The organism is Desulfovibrio sp. JC010 (genome assembly GCF_010470675.1).
In the GTDB taxonomy this organism is placed as follows: domain Bacteria; phylum Desulfobacterota; class Desulfovibrionia; order Desulfovibrionales; family Desulfovibrionaceae; genus Maridesulfovibrio.
This window is the reverse complement of the sequence record NZ_VOIQ01000004.1, coordinates 141,286-161,779: the sequence shown is the minus strand read 5'-3', so window position 1 is coordinate 161,779 and position 20,494 is coordinate 141,286. Positions and strand designations below refer to the sequence as shown.

21 protein-coding genes are annotated in these 20,494 nt (G+C 49.5%); 13 read left to right on the top strand and 8 right to left on the bottom strand.

Going from position 1 to position 20,494, the window contains the following annotated elements:
• Positions 1–24 precede the first annotated feature (24 nt).
• The gene (fliQ, locus tag FMR86_RS06130) at positions 25–294 is read left to right on the top strand and encodes a flagellar biosynthesis protein FliQ (protein WP_163350209.1); all 270 of its coding nucleotides are present in this window, start codon (positions 25–27) and stop codon (positions 292–294) included.
• 100 nt (positions 295–394) lie between these two features.
• On the opposite strand, the gene rlmB is transcribed toward fliQ, so the two are convergent.
• Positions 395–1,150 (bottom strand): 23S rRNA (guanosine(2251)-2'-O)-methyltransferase RlmB, encoded by a 756-nt coding sequence (rlmB, locus tag FMR86_RS06125; protein ID WP_163350208.1) that lies wholly within the window; start codon positions 1,148–1,150, stop codon positions 395–397.
• Positions 1,151–1,592: 442 nt separating this feature from the next.
• Between rlmB and FMR86_RS06120 the strand changes: the two genes are divergently transcribed.
• From FMR86_RS06120 to FMR86_RS06110, 3 genes are all read left to right on the top strand, one after another.
• A complete protein-coding gene (locus FMR86_RS06120; RefSeq protein ID WP_163350207.1) occupies positions 1,593–3,215 on the top strand; it encodes a LysM peptidoglycan-binding domain-containing protein in 1,623 nt (540 codons plus the stop codon).
• A 150-nt stretch (positions 3,216–3,365) separates the two neighbouring features.
• On the top strand, positions 3,366–4,730 hold the full coding sequence (locus tag FMR86_RS06115) for an NAD-dependent succinate-semialdehyde dehydrogenase (protein ID WP_163350206.1): 1,365 nt from the start codon (positions 3,366–3,368) through the stop codon (positions 4,728–4,730).
• Between the two features lie 148 nt (positions 4,731–4,878).
• A complete protein-coding gene (locus FMR86_RS06110; protein WP_163350205.1) occupies positions 4,879–5,964 on the top strand; it encodes an alpha/beta fold hydrolase in 1,086 nt (361 codons plus the stop codon).
• A 158-nt stretch (positions 5,965–6,122) separates the two neighbouring features.
• Here FMR86_RS06110 and aroE read toward each other — a convergent pair whose 3' ends face one another.
• The 6 genes from aroE to queA form a co-directional block, all read right to left on the bottom strand.
• Complete coding sequence (gene aroE / locus FMR86_RS06105; RefSeq protein ID WP_163350204.1) at positions 6,123–6,941, bottom strand: shikimate dehydrogenase; 819 nt, start codon at positions 6,939–6,941, stop codon at positions 6,123–6,125.
• Positions 6,942–7,235: 294 nt separating this feature from the next.
• Complete coding sequence (locus FMR86_RS06100; RefSeq protein WP_163350203.1) at positions 7,236–7,778, bottom strand: 2-oxoacid:acceptor oxidoreductase family protein; 543 nt, start codon at positions 7,776–7,778, stop codon at positions 7,236–7,238.
• Between the two features lies 1 nt (position 7,779).
• Positions 7,780–8,538: a thiamine pyrophosphate-dependent enzyme gene (locus FMR86_RS06095; RefSeq protein WP_163350202.1), complete on the bottom strand. Its 759-nt coding sequence runs from the start codon at positions 8,536–8,538 to the stop codon at positions 7,780–7,782.
• A 2-nt stretch (positions 8,539–8,540) separates the two neighbouring features.
• The gene (locus FMR86_RS06090) at positions 8,541–9,608 is read right to left on the bottom strand and encodes a 3-methyl-2-oxobutanoate dehydrogenase subunit VorB (RefSeq protein ID WP_163350201.1); all 1,068 of its coding nucleotides are present in this window, start codon (positions 9,606–9,608) and stop codon (positions 8,541–8,543) included.
• A 1-nt stretch (position 9,609) separates the two neighbouring features.
• On the bottom strand, positions 9,610–9,840 hold the full coding sequence (locus tag FMR86_RS06085; RefSeq protein ID WP_163350200.1) for a 4Fe-4S binding protein: 231 nt from the start codon (positions 9,838–9,840) through the stop codon (positions 9,610–9,612).
• Between the two features lie 179 nt (positions 9,841–10,019).
• Entirely contained in the window at positions 10,020–11,105 is a 1,086-nt protein-coding gene (gene queA / locus FMR86_RS06080; protein WP_203544790.1) for a tRNA preQ1(34) S-adenosylmethionine ribosyltransferase-isomerase QueA, read from the bottom strand.
• A 148-nt stretch (positions 11,106–11,253) separates the two neighbouring features.
• On the opposite strand from queA, the gene FMR86_RS06075 reads away from it, so the two are divergent.
• The 8 genes from FMR86_RS06075 (at position 11,254) to FMR86_RS06040 (ending at position 18,903) form a co-directional block, all read left to right on the top strand.
• Positions 11,254–11,931 (top strand): hypothetical protein, encoded by a 678-nt coding sequence (locus tag FMR86_RS06075; protein ID WP_163350198.1) that lies wholly within the window; start codon positions 11,254–11,256, stop codon positions 11,929–11,931.
• A gap of 168 nt (positions 11,932–12,099) precedes the next feature.
• Entirely contained in the window at positions 12,100–12,591 is a 492-nt protein-coding gene (locus FMR86_RS06070) for a hypothetical protein (protein ID WP_163350197.1), read from the top strand.
• Entirely contained in the window at positions 12,591–13,802 is a 1,212-nt protein-coding gene (gene coaBC / locus FMR86_RS06065; RefSeq protein WP_163350196.1) for a bifunctional phosphopantothenoylcysteine decarboxylase/phosphopantothenate--cysteine ligase CoaBC, read from the top strand. Before FMR86_RS06070 ends, coaBC begins: the two co-directional genes overlap by 1 nt.
• A gap of 2 nt (positions 13,803–13,804) precedes the next feature.
• Positions 13,805–14,596, top strand: coding sequence for a hypothetical protein (locus tag FMR86_RS06060; RefSeq protein WP_373682454.1), 792 nt, complete (start codon positions 13,805–13,807; stop codon positions 14,594–14,596).
• A gap of 124 nt (positions 14,597–14,720) precedes the next feature.
• Positions 14,721–16,031: a nodulation protein NfeD gene (locus FMR86_RS06055; protein WP_163350194.1), complete on the top strand. Its 1,311-nt coding sequence runs from the start codon at positions 14,721–14,723 to the stop codon at positions 16,029–16,031.
• 26 nt (positions 16,032–16,057) lie between these two features.
• Positions 16,058–16,843, top strand: a complete 786-nt coding sequence (locus FMR86_RS06050; protein WP_163350193.1) for a slipin family protein — start codon at positions 16,058–16,060, stop codon at positions 16,841–16,843.
• Positions 16,843–17,850 carry an NAD-dependent epimerase gene (locus FMR86_RS06045; RefSeq protein ID WP_163350192.1) on the top strand — a complete coding sequence of 336 codons (1,008 nt, stop codon included), beginning with the start codon at positions 16,843–16,845 and terminating at the stop codon, positions 17,848–17,850. Before FMR86_RS06050 ends, FMR86_RS06045 begins: the two co-directional genes overlap by 1 nt.
• A 282-nt stretch (positions 17,851–18,132) precedes the next feature.
• Positions 18,133–18,903 (top strand): AAA family ATPase, encoded by a 771-nt coding sequence (locus FMR86_RS06040; RefSeq protein ID WP_163350191.1) that lies wholly within the window; start codon positions 18,133–18,135, stop codon positions 18,901–18,903.
• Positions 18,904–18,964: 61 nt separating this feature from the next.
• Here the strand turns inward: FMR86_RS06040 and FMR86_RS06035 are convergent, their stop codons facing one another.
• On the bottom strand, positions 18,965–19,390 hold the full coding sequence (locus FMR86_RS06035) for a hypothetical protein (protein ID WP_163350190.1): 426 nt from the start codon (positions 19,388–19,390) through the stop codon (positions 18,965–18,967).
• Positions 19,391–19,510: 120 nt separating this feature from the next.
• Here FMR86_RS06035 and FMR86_RS06030 point away from each other — a divergent pair, with 120 nt between their 5' ends.
• On the top strand, positions 19,511–20,437 hold the full coding sequence (locus tag FMR86_RS06030; protein ID WP_163350189.1) for a ParB/RepB/Spo0J family partition protein: 927 nt from the start codon (positions 19,511–19,513) through the stop codon (positions 20,435–20,437).
• Positions 20,438–20,494 lie beyond the last annotated feature (57 nt).

The following is a 20,494-nucleotide window of genomic DNA, read 5'->3' as shown; positions in this document are numbered from 1 at the left end:
GCGTTTAATTTACGGAGGCAAAAAATGACCCCGGAATTTGTAATCGGATTTGCGAAGCAGTCCATTGAGCTGGCTTTGACTCTGGCCCTGCCCATGCTGGCAGTGGGGCTGGTGGTGGGTATTTTCGTGTCCATTCTTCAGGCCGCAACCCAGATTCAGGAGATGACCCTGACCTTTGTGCCCAAGATTGTTTCCATGTTTATTGCCCTGCTTTTTGCTTTTCCGTGGATTATGGACAAAATGATTGATTTTACTCGTAATATTTTTATGAATTTACCTAATTATATTAAGTAGAAAATATATAGACTTTTTCTATAAAGTAAGTCCCCTGAAGATAGTTAAATCTTCAGGGGACTTACTTTATGCCTGTTTCGGCAGATATTTAAGTGGCCTGTCAGCCCAGTCGCCGTGCAAATTCGCTTATCAGCATAGCCCCGGCCTGCGCGACATTCAGTGAATCAAACTCGCGGCGGAAGGGAATGTGAATCAGTTTCTGGCAACGTTTTTCCACATTGAAGCGGATACCTTTTTCCTCGTTGCCGAGCACAAGGATTGCCGGAGTCTCGATGTCTGCACTGTAAGCAGAGGAAGAATCCACATCCAATCCGGCTCCGTAAACATTGATGCCCATGTCGAGGGCTTTATCAAGAGTTTGGGAAATATTGTTGACCCTTGCTACAGGCAGCTTGTTCAGTGCTCCAGCACTTGCTTTCACTGCCGCAGGACCGAGGAAAGCCCCGCCGTGCTTGGCGGTGACGATTCCGGCCCCGCCCAGCGCGTACAGAGATCGGGCCAGAACACCCACGTTGCCGGGGTCCTGCACCTGATCAAGAACCACCAGCAGCGGCAGGGGAGAATCTGCAAGATTTTCCAGCATTTCGTCGTAATCGGCAAAGGAAAGGCCGGCCACCCGGGCGATGACTCCCTGATGGTTGCCGGAAAATACCCGGCCCAGTTCGGCCTTGTCGGCGATTTTGTATTTGATGCCGTGTTTTTTACAACGTTGGATGGTGCGTTCGAAATTTTTGTCCTGACGCCCTTTTTGCAGGTAAAGCAGGTCAATCCTTTCCGGAGAGTCTAAAAGCAGCTCCTGAACCGGTTTGCGCCCCGCTATGATGGTCTTGTCGTTGTCTCCGCTGTTCTTTTTCATTGGAAATCTACCTTTTTTATTAAAACAGGAAAAATTTAGCTTATGCAGAATTTTTCCATATGTATTTGATTTATAAGCCGGACGGGTAAGATTGTGCCGCTTTCGGCTTTCTAATTGGTTAATTAAAATGGTTTGTTATGATGAAATCGGTTCTCATTGCCCCGTTTTGAACAGTCTCTTTAAACGGTTCATCTAGGCTAAAAACCCTTGTGCCTGAACGGTCCCGGCAACCTATACCTTTCGTTTTACTATTGCAAACCCTCGCAGTTTAGTATAGCTCTACATATGTTTAAACAACTCAATATTTTGCACTGAAAAAGTCTTTTTTTTTAAACTCTTGAGTATGCTTTTCAGTGTCTAACCAAGCAATATTTATAGTTTTTCTAGATAAAATATGGATAAAATCACAAAATCTTACGTCCACAGTGACAAGGGGTCGAAGATGCTGAAATCTCTTCAGTTAATCGCTCTGCTGGCTTTATTTGCATTTTTTGCCGGGTGTTCTGCCAAGAACGCTCCCGTCGATGAAACTGCACTTGATACACAGGTTCAGGCCGAGCTTGAAAAAGAAGTCGGGGTTGATAACGAGGTCGCTGATTCCGGGGTTGAACCCCTCGATCCTGAACTTGAGGAAGCACCTCAGGAAACTGAGGTACTGACCCCTGAAGAAGAAAAGGTCCTCCGCTCCAGCAACGGTATTCTTTTTGACCTTAATGAACATGATACCAAGGAAGTTCAGCAGTACTTCGGTTTCTTCACCCATAAAGCGCGCAAGACATTTGATCGCTGGTTGAAACGCTCCGAGCCCTTCCTGCCTTATGTGCGGCAGGTGCTTTCCGAGAACAATATGCCGCAGGATCTGGCCATGCTGCCTTTTGCCGAAAGCGGATATAATGCCTGGGCATATTCCCGCGCCGGTGCTGCCGGAATGTGGCAGTTCATGCCTTTTACCGGCCGCAAATTCGGTCTGCGCGTGGACTGGTGGGTTGATGAACGCCGCGACCCCTATAAATCCACCAAAGCTGCGGTAAAATATCTGACCGTGCTGCATGAAATGTTCGGTGACTGGTATCTGGCTCTTGCTGCCTACAATGCCGGTGAAGGAAAAATCGGCCGGGCTTTGAAAAGGACCGGATCCAAAGATTTCTTCGACCTGACCAAGAACAATCATAAGCTCAGCAGAAGAGCCAGACTGCGCGCTGAAACCAAGAACTACGTTCCCAAATTCATCGCCATCTCCAAGATTTTCAAGAACCTTGATGAACTCGGTTTTACCAATATTGACTGGAACAACGGTATTCAGGTTGAAACCGTCAAGGTTCCCGGCGGAACCGATCTGCTGGCCCTTGCCAAAGCCTGCGGCATGAAATGGAGTGAATTCCACAAGCTGAACCCCCATTTCCGCAGACAGGTCAGCCCGCCCAACGCGGTTATCAATGCCTACCTGCCCGAGCGGGTTATGGCCGATGCTGCCGATTACCTTGAATCCCCCAATTCCCGTCCTTTTGCCGGGTACAAGCGTTACAAAATCCGCAAGGGTGATTCCTGGTACCGCATTGCCCGCCGCTACGGCGTGCCCGTGGCAGTGCTCAAGTCGGTCAACAACCAGAGGTCCAACCTGCTCCGAATCGGTAAATATATCATGATTCCGGGTAAAGGTTCTTCCAAAGCTATGTATGCTTCCAAGACCAGCAAGACCCGTCGCAACGCCCAGAGCCGTGCCAATTACCGGGTCCGCAAGGGTGACACCCTCTGGTCCATTGCCAGCCGCTACAAAGTCAGTGTGAGGACCCTGAAGCGTTCCAACGGACTTTATTCTTCCAAGCTGAAGATCGGCCAGAAACTGTACATTCCCGATAACAACGCCCGCAGTTCCGCGCGTTCCGTTGCCAAGGCCCAGAACGTCAAGCAGCAGCTGGTCAAATACCGGGTGCGCCGCGGTGACAATCTCTGGAAGATCGCCCGCCGTTTCGGTGTTAAAGTTTCATCACTCATGAAGTGGAACAGCTTGAATTCAAAGTCTATCCTTCGTCCGGGTGACCGGATCAAGGTTTACGTTCAGTAGATTTGACGGGATTAAAAATAAAATAAAGGCGGTTGTCCAAGGGCAGCCGCCTTTTTATTTAGGGATATTCTTGGTAAGTAGCCTTTCCACGCAGTGATCCTTTTCATGGTTCACTCTATCCTAATTCAGTAAAAACAAGGTATTGCCCAGATGGCTATTCAGAGTACCAACCCCATGACCGGGCGGGTTGAAAAAAAATTTGATGAGTTCATTTCCGTGCAGACTTTTTCTGCCATATCCGCAGTAGACAAGGCATTTTCTTCATGGAAACACAGCTCCATGGATCTTCGTGCAGATTGCCTGCGGAATCTGGCCGCGCTTCTGCGTGAGCGGGCAGGCCATTTTGCCGGACTCATGGCCGCTGAAATGGGCAAGCCCCTCAAATCCGGCAGGGCGGAAGTTCTCAAGTCCGCAACTGTTTGTGATTATTACGCTGATAACGGTGCAGCCATGCTGGCCAGCGAACCCAAAACCGTTGACTCCATGCAGTGCTATGTGGACTACGCCCCCATGGGAACCGTTCTGGCCGTAATGCCGTGGAATTACCCCGTATGGCAGGTTTTGCGCATTGCGGTACCCACGCTTATGGCCGGGAACACAATGCTCTTAAAACACGCTTCAAACGTGCCTCAGTGCGCTCTGGCTATTGAGCAGGTCTTCTGTGATTCAATTTTTCCTGACAATGTCTTCCGCACCCTGCTCATCGGAGCCGCACAGGTGGAGAATGTTCTCGATCATGACGCAGTGATCGGGGTCTGCCTGACCGGGAGTGAAGCTGCCGGACGCAAAGTTGCCGCAGCAGCCGGGGCAAGGCTTAAGAAATCAGTCATGGAACTGGGCGGAAGCGATGCTTTCGTGGTTCTCGCCGATGCCGATCTGGAAAAGGCTGCTGCCATCGGTGCCGAATCCCGCTGTTCCAATGCCGGACAGGCCTGCATTGCCGCTAAGCGGTTCATTGTTCACAGCGATGTTTATGATGAATTTCTCGGTAAGCTTAAGGAGCGCATGGAATCAATGATCATGGGCGATCCTATGGATGAAAATACGCTCATGGGCCCCATGGCTTCTCACCAGTTCCGCAATGATCTGCAAACACAGGTCGAAGCCTGTCTCGAGGCGGGCGGAAAGATCTCACTTGGCGGTTCAATTCCCGCAGGTGAGGGTGCATTTTATCCCCCGACCATCATCACTGACGTTCCTTTCAAAAGCGAAGCCGGGCGTGACGAAATTTTCGGACCCGTGGCCCTTGTTTTCAGGGCTGAGAGTGAAGAGCAGGCCATGGAAATGGCCAATGACAGTTCGTTCGGCCTCGGCGGTTCTGTATGGACCCGTGATGAAGAGAAAGGTTTGCGCTTGGCACGGCAGATAGAAGCCGGTTTGGTCTACGTCAACGGACGGGTCAGCAGCCGTCCGCCGCTTCCTTTTGGCGGGGTTAAGAATTCCGGCTACGGACGTGAGCTTTCTACTTACGGAATCCGCGAATTTGTGAACGTTAAGTCTGTTTGTATAGGATAATTTTTAATAAGCTTCGCATGTAGCATTTTAAGGCGAATTTCAAAATTAAGCCCGCATATCTTGGTTGATATTGCGGGTTTTGTTTGTTGGAGCAATATTGCGAACCGTGTGTTATCCTGTTGCCAAATATTCTTTGATGGAGGGCGACATGGGTAATATTTTTGCAAGAATGGTCGGTGTTTTCGGCTTAATCTTGGCAATTACGGTTATTTTTGCTGTTTCAGCCTGTGCTCCCCGCACTAATATGGATGATTTGCAGCTGACATATATTGGTGAAACCAGAGGGCCGGCTGAAAATATTGTTTATTTTTTACAGGGACCTGCTGACGGGGAAGTTGTGGTGTTGCTTCCCGGAATGGGGCGTGGGGCCTGTGAATTCCGTGAACTTGTAGCTGAGTTGAATAAAGCCGGATACCGTACGGTAGCCATACAGCCGCGCGGAATAGGCAGAAGCGGGCCGCTCCTGACCAAACCCAGCTATGATCAATTTGCAGCAGATATTGAGTTGGTTTTGAACGATGTTCCCGGCGGAGTTGCGGGAGGCAGGGTACACCTGCTTGGGTATGAATTCGGGAATAGGGTCGTCCGGATGTTCGCTGTTAAGTACCCGGAACGGGTTGGAGCACTGGTTCTTCTGGCCTGCGGCGGGCAGCAGGTAGGAGGGGCTGGGCAGGCTGTTGATTCACCATCTCCAACGACCAGAACCAGTCCAGCGCAACAGGTGCTGAGCAATAAAAATATAGCTGTTGATCCTTCACTGATTACTAATCAAATTGATAATTATTTCAGAGGGCTTGCAGTAAACTCCAATTTAAACGATCCGCAGGATGTTACTCTGTCCGGTATGACTGCGGCCTTTGCTTTTTGGCTTCCCCCGTCCGAAAGAGAGCAATTCGTCAAACGCGCTTTCTTCGCTCCCATGTCCAAAGTTCCTTCAGATTGGATTACGGGTTGGTATCGCGATACGGGCTGGATGCAGCAGGGGTTGGACCGGGATCACTCTAAAACCTCAGCGGATTGGGTCAGCGGTGGAAGCGCGCCAATGTTGATTCTAAACGGTCAGTATGATGTGGCTGCGCCCATGGCAAATGCGCAGTATATGAAGAAAACCTACCCGGACAGAGTTACTTTGTTTGAAGTTCCTGATGCCGGGCATGCCATGCTGGCTGAACAGCCAGTGTTTATCAGCAAACATGTGATCAAATATCTTAGGCAGTATTCGTTTGATAAGTAATTAAGATTTAAAGGTATGCCTTCGGCGACCCTGCCGGGGGCCTTAAACCCTTTGAAAAGGGTTTAAGGCCCCCAAACTTTTTAAATAAGCTTCGCATGTAGCTTGATACAAAGAATTTAAAATTTATCCCCGCAATAGCTTTGTTGCGGGGGAACTTGTTACAAATTCTCCAGCAATAATTCCCGCGCTTTCTTTTCGTCCAGCTTAATTCCCGTCCATAAACGGAACTGCTCCATCCCCTGATGGACAAACATCTCGATTCCGTGGATTACAGTGCAGTCTTTGGCCTTTGCTTCCTTGATGAAAACAGTCTCCATGGGATTGTAGACAAGGTCGAAGACGATGGTGTTCGTGTCCTGATTGTCCATGATCATGGGGTTGATCTCTTCAAATTTTCCGGACATGCCCAGCGAGGTGGAATTCACGATAAGATCGAAGTGTTGATCGCCGCGAGTATCCCAATCTATGGATGATATTTTAAATTCCGCAGCGAGATCATCTGCTTTGGCCTTGGTGCGGTTGGTAATGAATATTTCGTTGATGCCCAATGATTTTAAACCCGTAATCGCTGCGCGAGCCGCACCGCCGGCCCCGATCAGGAGAGCTTTCTTGACCTGATCAGAATAGGGACGCAGCGGTTCGGAGACTCCGGCGGCATCAGTGTTGTCGCCCACGATTTTATCACCTTCCCAATAGAGGGTATTTACCGCTCCCACGGACTTTGCCCGCTCAGTCAGTTGATCAATGTAGTCCATTACAGAAAGCTTGTGCGGAATGGTCACGCTGGACCCGGAAACAGGCAGGTTTCTGAAAGTCTGCATGAAACTTTCCACTTTTTCCGGCTCAGTGGGGAAGGCCATGTAAACTGCCGGGATTTTGTGCTGCGCAAAGCCCCAATTATGCAGCAGGGGACTCATGGTATGCCCGAGAGGATGTCCGATTATTCCATAAAGCTTTTCAGGCTTGAATATGTCCATATTTAGCTCCTGAAGACCTTTGTGGTCTTTTGTAGAGTTCTGATCGTTTTTTTGAATTAAAACGCTTAAAATTAATGATAAATTGTGAAGAAATATTTAAAGGCGAGTAGTTGCTGTTAAACTAGTCTGACCGAATCCGGATAATTTTGCAAATGAAGCAAAATTTAATGTGTTACCCAGCGAAGCTTAACTAAAACGTCTTTTGGGAAGAGGGGATGGGGTCTGGGGAAGGGGAGGCATCAAAAAATAAATTCCCCCTGCGAAAATTCGCAGGGGGAATTTAAATTGTGCGTACTAAATAGCAGCTGCGCCTTCTTTGAGGGCTTCTGCGTTTTTGGGGATGAGGTGGTGGTAGTGGGCGGAGATCACGTTTTCGAGGGAGTCGATGACTGCCTGCATATCCATGATTCCGGTCGCCTTGATGAAGGCACCGAGCGCTACCATGTTTGCCATGCGGGTATTGCCGAGTTTGTCGGCGATATCGTTGCAGGGCACCATGTAGGAATTGATGCGCTTGGTATCCACCAGCTCTGCGTCAACGAGAGAAGAGTTGACGATCTGGATACCGTCATCCATGAGCATGGGCTGGAACTTATCCAGTGAAGGACGGTTCATGATGATCAGGCTGTGCGGGCTGCGGATGATGGGTGAACCGATCTCGTCGTCGGAAAGCACGACTGTGCAGTTCGCGGTACCGCCGCGCATTTCAGGTCCGTATACCGGGATGTAGGTAACGTTCAGTCCGGCATTCATTCCTGAATAGGCCAGCAGGTTACCGATGAGCATAACGCCCTGTCCGCCGAATCCGGCAATGATGCTGTCGAGGTATTTGCTCATCTTAGTCCTCCGCGGTTACGTCTTTATATACACCCAGCGGGAAGTAGGGAATCATTTCAGATTCAACCCTTTCGTTCGCCTGAATGGGAGTCATTCTCCAGTTGGTGGGGCAGGTGGCCAGCAGTTCGATAAAACCGAAACCGAGTCCTTTCTGCTGCACTTCAAAAGCCTTTTTCATGGCTTTTTTGGCCTTGCGGATGTTCTTTACATTGTTCAGGGCCACACGTGCGGAGTATGCAGTACCACCGAGGGAGGCGATGATTTCAGCCATCCTGATAGCCTGCCCTTCCTTCATGGGATCACGTCCATTGGGGGAAGTTGTGGTCTTCTGGCCTTCCATGGTGGTGGGGGCCATCTGTCCGCCGGTCATGCCGTAAACAGTGTTGTTTACAAAGATGATGGATACTTTTTCGCCGCGGTTGGCGATGTGCATGATCTCGGCCATACCGATGGAAGCGAGGTCGCCGTCACCCTGATAGGAGAGGACAAACTTGTCAGTGCGTGCGCGTTTCACGCCGGTGGCAACTGCCGGGGCGCGGCCGTGCGGTGCTTCCACGCTGTCCACGTTAAGGTAGTTGTAGAGGAATACGGAACAGCCGATGGAGGTGACCAGAAGGGTGTCTTCGGTCAGACCCATTTCGCTGAGCAGTTCACCCGCGAGCCTGTGGGCCACACCGTGCTGGCAGCCGGGACAGTAGTGGGTGGGAACGTCTACAATAGCGTCAGCCCTGTCAAAGGCGAGAATTTCTTGTTCGCTCATATCTATTTCCCTCCAAGGCTTTTGAGGATGGGCTCCTCGAAATCGTCGGGGGTAGGCAGGTTTCCGGGCATGAAGCCGAAGAAATCACTGTCGGTAATGGTGCGGATGGAAAGACGTACGTCTTCAACCATCTGACCGAGGTTATGCTCAATAGTCAGGAACTTCTTACCCTGCTTGGCGAGCTTGTTAAGCTCTTCGGAGGGGAAGGGGTAGAGGGTGATGGGACGGAACAGGCCGACCTTGTGACCCTGTGCACGCAGCTTGCGCACGGTGCTTTTTACGATACGTCCGATGGAACCGTAGGCAACTACGATGAGTTCGGCATCTTCGGTTTCGAAAAGTTCCTGCTTGGTGTTTTTGGCCATTTCGTCATACTTGGCCTGCAGAGCCTGGTTGTGTCCTGCAAGGGAACCTTCGGTAAGGAACAGGGACTTGATGATGCGGTGATCACGGTCCTTGGCACCTTCAATGCGCCATTCTTTTCCTTCCGCTGCATCGTGGTCTTTGACTTCCCGTGTGATGACGGGCTCTTTCATCTGACCGACGATGGCATCACCGAGGATCATGACCGGGTTGCGGTATTTGAAAGCGAGGTCAAAAGCTTCGATGACGAGGTCGTAGCATTCCTGACAGGTGCCGGGAGCGAGAACGAGGGTGCGGTAGTCACCGTGTCCGCCGCCTTTGGTGGCCTGAAAATAGTCGCCCTGACTGGGGCCGATGTCGCCGAGACCCGGTCCGCCGCGGTTCATGTTGACGATAACTGCCGGAAGCTGGCTGCCTGCAAGGTAGGAGATAGCTTCCTGCTTGAGGGATACACCGGGGCTGGAGGAAGAGGTCATGCAGCGGGAGCCTGCGGCTGCTGCGCCGATGAGCATGTTTGCTGCTGCGACTTCACTTTCAGCCTGAACGAATTCACCGCCGACTTTGGGCAGTTCTGCGGACATGTATTCCGGGATATCGTTCTGGGGGGTGATGGGGTAACCGAAATAACATTTCAGTCCGGCTGCGATTGCGCCGCGGGAGATAGCCTCATTGCCTTTGATGAAAAGCTTTTCGCCGTTCTTAGCCATACTATTCTCCTTTGGCCTTTTTGGTTCTGTAGACCCGGATAGCGATATCCGGACAGATCAGCGCACAGGAAGTACATCCGGTACACTTTTCCATATCCTCAGCCGCGACTTCAGCAACTTTGTAACCGTGCTGGTTGAATCGGTCGGATTGCCTTATGATTTCCTTTGGACAGACGGTGGTACAGAGCAGACAGCCCTTACACCTTTCGTCCAAAAATGCTACTCGTGACATCCTATTCTCCTGTTACTGTGACAGAAAAGCCCGTTATATCAACGGGCTGGGACCATTAGAGTCTTATTTACTTGTGGGCAGCACATTATAGAAATGTGACTGTTGGGAAACAAGGTATAATTATTTGCGCTGCTGTGCAAATTTTTCCGTCAAAACTACGTTAAAACTGTATTCATACCTTATTTTATATACATCGAGTCGCCATAAGAGAAGAACCTGAATTTATTCTCAACAGCTTCTGCATACGCTTTTAAAACGTTTTTCCTACCGGCGAGAGCGGAAATCATAATGACTAATGATGATTCCGGCAAATGAAAATTGGTGACCATGCGGTCGACCACCTTGAATTCAAAGCCGGGGTAGATGAAAATATTGGTCTCTCCCTTGAATTCACTTACTTTTCCGGCCTGTTGAAAAGCTCCTTCAAGAGTCCGGGCGGAGGTGGTCCCCACGGCGATAACCGGACGTCCTTCCTGCTTGGCTTTGATCACTGCGGCAGCGGTTTCTTCCGGTATCTCGATGTATTCACTGTGCATTTCATGATCACGGATATCTTCGGCGCGTACCGGGCTGAAGGTTCCGTAACCTACATATAGGGTTACTTCGACCCGCTGGATATTTTTGGCCTTGAGCTTTTCGTTGATCTCTTCGGAGAAATGGAGTCCGGCTGTGGGCGCGGCCACGGAACCTGCTTTTTCGTCACAGGCGTAGAGGGTCTGGTAACGTTCATTGTCTGTTTCGTCAGCAGCACGGCGGATGTACGGGGGCAGGGGGATCTTGCCGCATTCTTCGAAAATTCTGGTCAGGTTGCCGCTCCATTCAAGCTCGACTTCGGAAAGACCGAATTTGCCTTTGCCCAGTACGGTAAGCTTCAGGCCGCCTTCAAAAAATATTTCATTACCGGGCTTGGGACCTTTGGATGCCCGGAGCAGTCCGCGGGCCTGTGCCTTTAATCCGCCGGGAACTTCTTCAGCCTCGATGAGCGGCAGGGGAGTCAGCAGTAAAAATTCAACTTTGCCCCCGGTAGGCTTTTGTCCGAAAATGCGGGCCGGGACCACTTTGGAGTTGTTGGCCACCAGCAGAGCACCCTCAGGTATAAGGTCCACAATGTCGGTGAAGTTTTTGATTTCGGTTTCACCTGTTTTTTGATCGAGCACCATAAGCTTGGAGCCGTGGCGCATGACAGCGGGGCATTGTGCGATCTGCTCCTCAGGTAGTTCAAAGTCGTAGTTTTTAAGGAAAAAGTCTTCTGTGTTTATGTTCATATTTTCGGTTTTCATTCTTGATGATAATCTGGTAAGAATCTTTACAACAGACACCTTCAATGTCTATGAATGCTGTGTTTGTTCTTTGATTGTCCGGTCAAACAACTCTGTTTGATTGTCACGTTGATCACCAAATCCGGATTAGATTATGAAATGGTTATCAGTAGCTGAAATATCCAAGATTACGATGATCCCTGCTCCTACAGCCAGGCGTTACGCTTCGCTGTTCAAGGATTTTCTTTCCAGTAAAAAAATGGGCCGGGTAACCAAATACCCGGAATCCGCTGTTGAAATCTTCAAGCGCATCGTCACACTATATAATGAAGGGATGGTCACTACGGAAATTGAGCAGCAGCTCCGTTCCGAGTTTCCCCGCACAATTGAGATCAGCCCTTCCGAGCGTGGCGTACCCGCCCAGCCGGCCATGAATATTCAGGCAGAGCTGAGCGGCGCATTTGCCGAGATGATGGACAAGATGAGCAAGTCACTTGAAGTGATTGCCGATCAGAAGTCAATCATTGAAGAGCAGCGTGAAGATATTTACAAGCTCAAAAAAGCTTTTGTTCTTCTTGCCCGCAGCCAGAAAAAAATCAAGGCTTTGCCGCAGCTCGATATAAAATCCCTTACTGAGGAATATGACGAGCGGACCAATGCTCTTGAGCAGAAGGATGTGGAGCTTGAAGAGGCTACTTCCGAATTAGCTCAGGAAAACACTAGCTTAAAGCATAAGCTTGAAGTTATGGAGGCAGAGCTTATTCGTTTGCGCAAAGACCGCCGGGAAATGGAAAATTATTTTATGGATAAGATAAAACGCATGAACGGTTGATTTTCCTGCTTGCGGAATTGATTTTTTGCTCTCATGGCTGTAGAAAAAGTCTAGAAGATGCGGCGGTAATTTTTGATTTTAGCCGTATTATTTGAGTGTGACAAATTATGTCCAGCATTGCTGGCCTGAATTTCAATATGCGTTGATATTAAAATCGGAGGATTAACTATGCGTACTTACATTAAAATGCTTCTCGTTTCCATGATCTTTTTAGGTCTGACCGGCTGTCTGGCTGGAACCAATAAAAGTTCTGATGAACCCGTGGTTGCTACTTCCGGTGCAACCGAAAGCTATGAAGAATTCGTACCTTACACTGAATTTGACGACATCGCAGTTCCCAACGAGCTGAGCAGGGTTCCCGATCAGTCCTATGTTGCAGAAGACCAGTCTTTTAAGTATGGAAAAATCGTTCTTAAGGGCCGTGTTGAAAACCAGTCCCTTATTGATTTCTTCGTAAACCAGATGGCAAAAGACAACTGGACCAAAGAAAGATCCATCACCTCCACTGTCTCCACTCTTTCTTTCACCAAGCCTTACAAGAGCTGCACAGTGAGAATTTTTGACGGAACTTACAACACTGAGGTCGAGATCTACGCCGTTGAAATGAAATCCGACGCCGCACCGCTTTCCGGTGGGATGCAGGAACAGAACATACAATAATGAATGAACATCTTAATTTTGACTGCTTTTTAGGAAAACGCATCCATCTCGGTGTAAGCGGCTCTATCGCAGCATATAAGTCTTTGGACTTATTGCGCATGTTTCGCAAGGCCGGGATCGAAGTCAGTGTTACGCTCACTTCAGGTGCGCAGGAATTTATCAAGGGCCTCAGTTATGAGGCCCTTGGTGCTTTCAAGGTCTGGGAAAAGATGTACCCGACCATGGATGACACCTTCGGTCATCTTGAGCCCGGACAGGCTGCTGATGCCATGCTCATCGCTCCGGCAACAGCTTCGGTGCTTGCCCGCATGACCCACGGCCTTGCTGATGACATGCTTTCCTGTCAGGCGTTGGCATTCAGCGGTCCCAAGCTGGTGGCTCCGGCCATGAACCCGGCTATGTGGGATGCTCCTGCCACCCAGGATAACTGCCGGGTGCTGGCAGAGCGTGGTGTTGAATTCATCGGCCCTGATTGCGGGGACGTGGCTTGCGGTGATCATGGGCGCGGTCGTCTTGCTCCGCTGGAATCCATTTATGCCCACGGTTTACGCGCTGTTGCTCCCAACGATATGAGCGGTAAGCATGTTCTGATCACCTTAGGACCCACCCGCGAGAAATGGGACGCGGTCCGCTTCTGGTCCAATCCATCCTCCGGTCTCATGGGGGCTTGTATCGCCATGGCTGCCTGGCTTCGTGGTGCAAAAGTTACCGTTGTTTCCGGTCCGGTGAAATGGTGGTTCCCTGAAGATATCAACGTGATCAAGGTTGATTCCGCACAGCAGATGTTTGATGCCGCTACCGAAGTTTGGCCCAGCTGCACCACCGGGTGTTTTACCGCCGCTGTTGCCGATTTCAAACCCATCCCTCACGGGGAGGGTAAATTTAAGAAAGCCGGCAATGATGCATTGCGTGTTGATTTTGATACCAACCCGGATATTCTCAAGACCATTGGCAGCCGGAAACGTGATGACCAGCAGTTGATCGGTTTTGCGGCCGAGACTTCCAATATTCAGGAAGCAGCCAAGGGTAAGCTGGAGCGCAAGAATCTGGATCTGATTGTTGCCAATCCCATCAACAAGCCCGGAGCCGGATTTGAGTCTTCCACCAATTCGGTCTATGTTCTGGACAGGGCAGGGCGGTCCGAAGAATGGCCCGATCTCCCCAAAACCGAAGTAGCGTGGCGTATATGGGATCTCCTTCTGCAGAATTAAATGTGCTTGAAAGTGTCAGGCCGTGGTATCAGAACGGCCTGCAATATGTTTTCAAGGATTCACTGCCCGGCATCGAGGAACTCGAAAATCCGAAAAGGCAGCAGCGTCCTGGTGCGCCTGCCCAGCCCCGTCAGCAGGCGCAGGCACGCCCGCAGCAAAGACCGCAACAATTCGCAGCACAGCAGAATCAGGCTCCGCAGCAAGATTCCGCACAGAAGGTTTCTCCTCAGCAGCCCGCTCAGCAACAGCAGCGTCCTTCTTTTGACCGCACACCTCCGGCCAAGCCGTCACGCATACCTCAGCAGCGTAAAGCCCCGGCTCAGCCTCAGGTGAATTTTCCTGATCCTGAGTCATGGCCCGCTCCATGGTCCACTCTTGCCGGACGGATCAGTCCACGGGTGCAGATTTTCTGGACCTATGCCCAGATGGGGCAGGATATGTCCGGTCAGGCCGACGCTGAAAGACGCAAGCTTTTTCAGTCTTTGATCGGTTACATGGGATTGCCCAAGGGAGCCATTTCATTCTGGCCCTGTACATCGTGGAACGGAAGCGAGTTTGAGAACAAGCCCGATATCTTTTGGAAGGGAGTAGAAGCTTACGGAGTGAAGTTCATTGCTTCCTTCGGGGATCAGACCCGTTCTATCATCGCACCCGAAGCACCTTCTTCTTCCGCCTCTGTTCATATTAACGGCGTACAGATGCTCATGCTTCAGGACCCGGACTTTCTCAAGAACCTGCCTTCTGATGAGCAGCAGTTGCTTTGCATATCGCTGTTGCGTCTGCCGTTGTTTTAGTTCCGGTTAAAATGTTTTTTATGACCCCGTCTCGTAAATGTGGCGGGGTTTTCTTTTTCCGTAGTTTATTTATCTCCCGCTATTTGGCATTATGAATTATAAAAGCCTTTTCGCGGAGGTCGTCATGCGTGCTTTAAAAAACTGTCCATTGCTCATTTATTATTTGATCATCATTGCCGTCTTGGTCTCATGGCTGTTGCCTGTAGTTGCTTCAGCAGCGGATATTCGTGTTTTGTCCCTTGATTTGCAGGGCGGGATAAGTCCCGCGCAGGTCCATTTGCTGGAGGACGGTCTTGAGCAAGCCGGTGATGACGATCATGATCTTGTGCTCTTGAGGCTTGATACTCCGGGCGGTTCTGTCTCTGCCATGCGTGATATGGTCAAGATTATCATGAACAGCAATATTCCGGTTTGCGTCTGGGTTGGGCCGGAAGGAGCGCATGCGGCATCGGCCGGAACTTTTATCACTGCAGCGGCGCAGGTGGCAGCTATGGCTCCCGGAACATCCATCGGTGCGGCCAGTCCGGTTTCTCCTTCCGGCGAAGATATTCCCGAAACCATGAGTAAAAAGGTGACCGGGGATATGGTCAGTCTGATCAAAGGCATTGCCCGCAAGCGGGGGCGCAATATTGAATGGTATGCCAGGTCTGTTCTTGATGGAGTCAGTGTGGATGCACAGGATGCAGTAACCCTGAACGTTGTTGATTTTATGGCCTTGTCTGCGGATGATTTTCTGGAGCAACTGGGTGCCCGCGGTATCCTGATTGATGGTAAAAAGGTTAAATTTTCGCAAAAGGAAGTGACGGTCAGCAAGTTCGAACCCGGCTTCAGGTACGCTGTTCTCTCATGGTTGCTTGATCCGCAGGTAGCTTATTTCCTCTTATTGGGAGGGATGCTGGGTTTGTTTTTTGAACTTTCCCATCCCGGGACAATTCTTCCCGGTGTGATAGGTGCTTTTTGTCTTGTGACCGGACTGTACGCCATGTCCATCCTGCCTACAAACGCAGCCGGTTTACTTCTTCTGCTTCTGGGAGCGGTTCTTTTTGTCCTTGAAATTTTTATCGTCAGCTATGGTTTGCTCAGCCTTGCTGCGGTGATCAGTTTGTTCATCGGATCATTGGTCCTTTTCCGGGAGGGTGCACCGGGGATTCCCATGGCCACAATTCTAGGGACTGTGCTTACTTTTTCGGCATTTGTAGGTGTGGTTATATATCTGGTCACCAAGGCCCAGTTTTCCCGGTCCGGTGTAGGTATGGAGAGCATGGTCGGACTTGCTGGCGAGGTCCTTGAGCTTAAGGGAGAGCGCATGAAGGTCCGCGTGCGGGGTGAAATCTGGAATGCCGAGACTGAGGACAAAACATATTTTCAGCCCGGAACTGCGATTAAGGTCGTTCAGGCTCGTGGTCTGACCCTGATAGTCGTAAAAAAGAGTTGATCAGTTAAATTTTTAGGGAGGTTGCAATGACTTTTTTTATTCCCGTTGTTTTGTTGGTCGTGTTTTTTTTGATCACAGCACTGAAAGTCCTGAACGAGTATGAGCGCGGAGTGATTTTCAGGCTTGGGAGGGTGATAAATGCTAAGGGTCCCGGACTGATAATCCTGATTCCCATAGTAGATCGCATGACGAGGGTTTCACTACGGATTATGACTCTTGATGTACCAAATCAGGATGTTATCACCCGTGATAACGTAAGTATCAAGGTTAATGCGGTGGTGTATTTCCGGGTAACTGATCCGATCAAGGCAATTTTGGAAGTGGAGGATTTTATGTTTGCCACTTCTCAGCTTGCACAAACCACCTTGCGTAGCGTATGTGGAGGCGTTGAACTTGACGAGATACTTTCCCAGCGTGAAAAAGTGAACAGCGAGATTCAGGAAATTCTTGATACGCACACTGATCCCTGGGGCATAAAAGTAAGTACTGTCGAGCTTAAATACATTGACCTTCCTCAGGAGATGCAGCGGGCCATGGCCAAACAGGCCGAGGCTGAACGTGAACGCAGAGCCAAGGTCATTAATGCGCAGGGTGAATTTCAGGCCGCTGATAAGCTGTCTGAGGCCGCGGAGATCATTTCCGCCCACCCGGAAGCATTGCAGCTTAGATATTTGCAGACCTTGCGAGAAATGTCTGCTGAAGGAAAATCTTCCACCATAATTCCTCTTCCTCTTGATTTACTAAAGATGTTGGCGCCGTTAACCGGCAGGGGAGAGGCAATGGATAAAAAAGACCAAGAGAGCAAATCATAATGAAAGTCCTTGTTACAGGAGCAGCCGGGTTTATCGGCTTTCATCTTTCCAAACGTCTTCTTGCTGAAGGCCACGAAGTGGTAGGTCTGGATATTCTTAATGATTACTACGATGTAAATGTTAAGAAGAACCGCCTTAAGCAGATAGAAGATCACGACAAATTCACCTTTGCCTACATGGATATGGCTGACCGTGCGGCCATGGAAAAACTTTTTGCAGAAGAGAAGTTCACACACGTGGTCAACCTCGCTGCTCAGGCAGGTGTTCGTTACTCCCTGATCAATCCGCAGGCTTACATCGATTCCAACGTAGTCGGCTACATGAACATCCTTGAAGGCTGCCGCCACAATGGCGTTGAGCATCTTGTTTACGCATCCTCAAGCTCTGTCTACGGATTGAATACCAGTATGCCTTTTAGTGTTCATGACAACGTTGACCACCCCATCAGCATGTATGCGGCTACTAAGAAGTCTAACGAATTGATGGCTCATTCCTACAGCCATCTTTACAATATCCCCACTACCGGACTTCGTTTCTTCACAGTATACGGGCCGTGGGGCAGACCCGATATGGCTCTTTTTCTTTTTACTAAGGCTATTTTTGAAGATAAGCCCATTAATGTTTTTAACCACGGCAAGATGCTTCGTGATTTTACCTATATTGATGACATCGTTGAAGGTGTTTTCAGGGTCATGAAAAATACCGCTACTCCCAATCCTGATTGGAACGGAGATGCTCCTGATCCGGGTACCAGTCCTGCTCCTTTCCGTATCTACAATATCGGTAACAATGAGCCTACCGAATTGATGCGCTACATCGAAGTTCTTGAAGAGTGTATCGGTAAGAAAGCCGAAAAGAACATGATGCCTCTGCAGGCAGGCGACGTTCCTTCCACTTATGCAAATGTGGATAATCTTGTTCGCGACGTTGGTTTTAAGCCTGAAACTTCAGTCGAAGAAGGTATTGCCAAGTTTGTTGAGTGGTACCGCGGCTACTACAGCGTATAATTTTTATTAAACATAGTTTGTTCAAGGGGCCGCTTTCGAGCGGCCCTTTTTTTGTGATGATCAATCAAACGCAATTTTTTTTAGTGCCTTGAAATGTTTTGCGAATTCACTTTTTATTAGTAATTAACTGATGATATTCCAGATTTAACCACTCATTTTGTTGCTCACTTTTCTTGATTTAAACTTTTTTTCAGACTAGTTTTGGCTCTGTTGTTTTCAACTTGGTCGAGATGTTTCACGTGAAACATGAAAATTGAAATCTCATGAACAGGGTGGTTTCAAGTGGCAAAAAGAATTGTAGTAGCCAACCAGAAAGGCGGGGTAGGTAAAACCACTACCTCTATCAACCTTTCAGCTTCTCTCGCTGTGATGGAAAAAAAAGTACTGCTTGTAGACTGCGACCCGCAGGGGAACGGTTCAAGCGGGCTTGGTTTTTATCCCGGAGATTCCAGAGAAAATGTATACTCAGTATTGTTTAATCCGGAGCGCGTGAAGGAAGCAATATATCAAACTGACATTCCCTATCTTTCACTCATGCCTGCCAGTCAGGATCTGGTGGGAGCAGAAATCGAACTCATTGATAAGATGGGGCGCGAATATTATCTGAAAGATCTCGTGGAGACCGTGGACGAAGAATATGATTATATCATTTTCGACTGCCCTCCATCTCTCGGTCTTTTGACCGTAAACGCTCTTTGCGCGGCAAAAGAATTGCTGGTTCCGCTCCAGACTGAATATTACGCACTTGAAGGTGTGGCTCAGTTGTTGATGACTTTCGAGCTGGTCAAGAAGAGACTTAATCCGGAACTCGCCGTTCTGGGTGTGGTTCTGACCATGTATGATAAGCGCAACAGACTTGCCCGTCAGGTGAAAAACGAAGTTCGCAAGGCTTTTCCGGACAGTTTGTTTGAGACAATCGTGCCGCGAAATGTGCGCCTGTCCGAAGCTCCCAGTTTCGGTAAACCGGCCATTTCTTATGATGCCAAATCAAATGGAGCCATGGCTTATTTAAGCCTGGCGCAGGAAGTGGTTAAGCGGCACGAAGAAGAGTAGGGCGGAAATAAAAGAGGCCGACATGGAGTCGGCCTTGGGTGTTCTGATTCAGGTGGAGAAATTAGTAGCGAGCTTCAAAGTTTGTGTCTTTTTCCTCTACGAAAGGCGTACACTCAACAGTAATTTCATCCTTGAAATGCTTTTTGACAATGCGGGCATTACAGTCGGCACATTTGAATGAGACCAGGCCTCCGAGGTTGCAGGACATGAGTCTGAACTTGCGGGGATCATCATTTTCCCAGTCTTCGGTTTTGTTGCCGCAGAGTTCGCAGTGAACATCGGTATCAACAGGATAGGGAAAGTCCCAGTATTCTTTAAGGGTCTCCCATTCGCCGATGGGTTCCGGACGTTCTTTGGGGGCTTCTTTGGGGAGCAGATCCTTGATCATGGGTTTTACTTTTGCCCAAAGATCAGCTGTGAGCAGGGCACCGATCAGGTTGCCGTTTTTATCGAAAAGTTCAGTAAGATTATCATCGTGTTTAGACATGTATCCTCCGACCATTTATATTGATGAGTTCGGGATACAATAATCACGGTTTCAAGCAAGTCAAAGGAAATATTATCAGGGACCGCTTCTGCGGCTTCCGAAAACATAAGGAGAAAGTCCATGGCAGGTGTCACTGGCGGTTTAGGAAGGGGACTTGATGCTCTTCTGGGAGGCGGCAAAGGCGTAGATGAAAATTCAGCTTCTGAGGCATCAATTGATGCCCGGCAGATTGATATTGATATGATTGTTGCCAACCCGAACCAGCCGCGCAAGGAATTTTCTCCTGAAGCATTGAAAGATCTTTCCGAGTCTATCCGGGCCAAGGGTGTGCTTCAGCCCGTGCTGGTGCGTCCTGTTCTCGGACGAAAAGACCGCTTTGAACTGGTGGCCGGGGAACGTCGCCTGCGGGCATCCAAGCTTGCCGGGCTGGGAGAAATCCCCGCACTGGTCAAGGAGATGACCGACCTTGAAAGTATGGCCATCGCCTTGATCGAGAACCTGCAGCGAGAAGACCTGAACCCCATTGAAGAAGCGAAGGGCTATCAGGAACTGATCACCAAGTTCGGACTCAGTCAGGAACAGCTGGCCGGGCAGGTGGGTAAAAGCCGCTCAGCCCTTTCCAACTCCATGCGTCTGCTGACTCTTTCCGAACCTGTGCAGGACGCCATCGGTAACGGTAAAATCTCCGCAGGCCATGGGCGTGCGCTTATGGCGGTTGCAGATGATGCTGCACGTGATGAACTATTTGATCGTCTTATGAGCAGCGGCTTGTCTGTGCGCCAGTGTGAAGGCGCGGCAACATATTTTAAAGAACATGGCGAGCTTCCCGAAGGTGAGGTTGTTGCCAAGCCGAAGCCCGGCAAAAGCAAGAAAAAGGAACCCAAAGAGATTGACGAAGACCTTGAGATTCTCAAAAGCCGCCTTGAGGAAGCTCTTGAAACCAAGGTCTCTTTCAGCGGTTCTCAGAAGAAAGGCAAGCTGACCATCAGCTATGCGGATGAGCAGGAGCTTGAGCGTCTGGTGGCGATCCTTGAACTTCGTTCATAATTATTTGCAGATCATCAGGTTTGAATGTTTATGAGCATAATCGCTCACTGATAAATA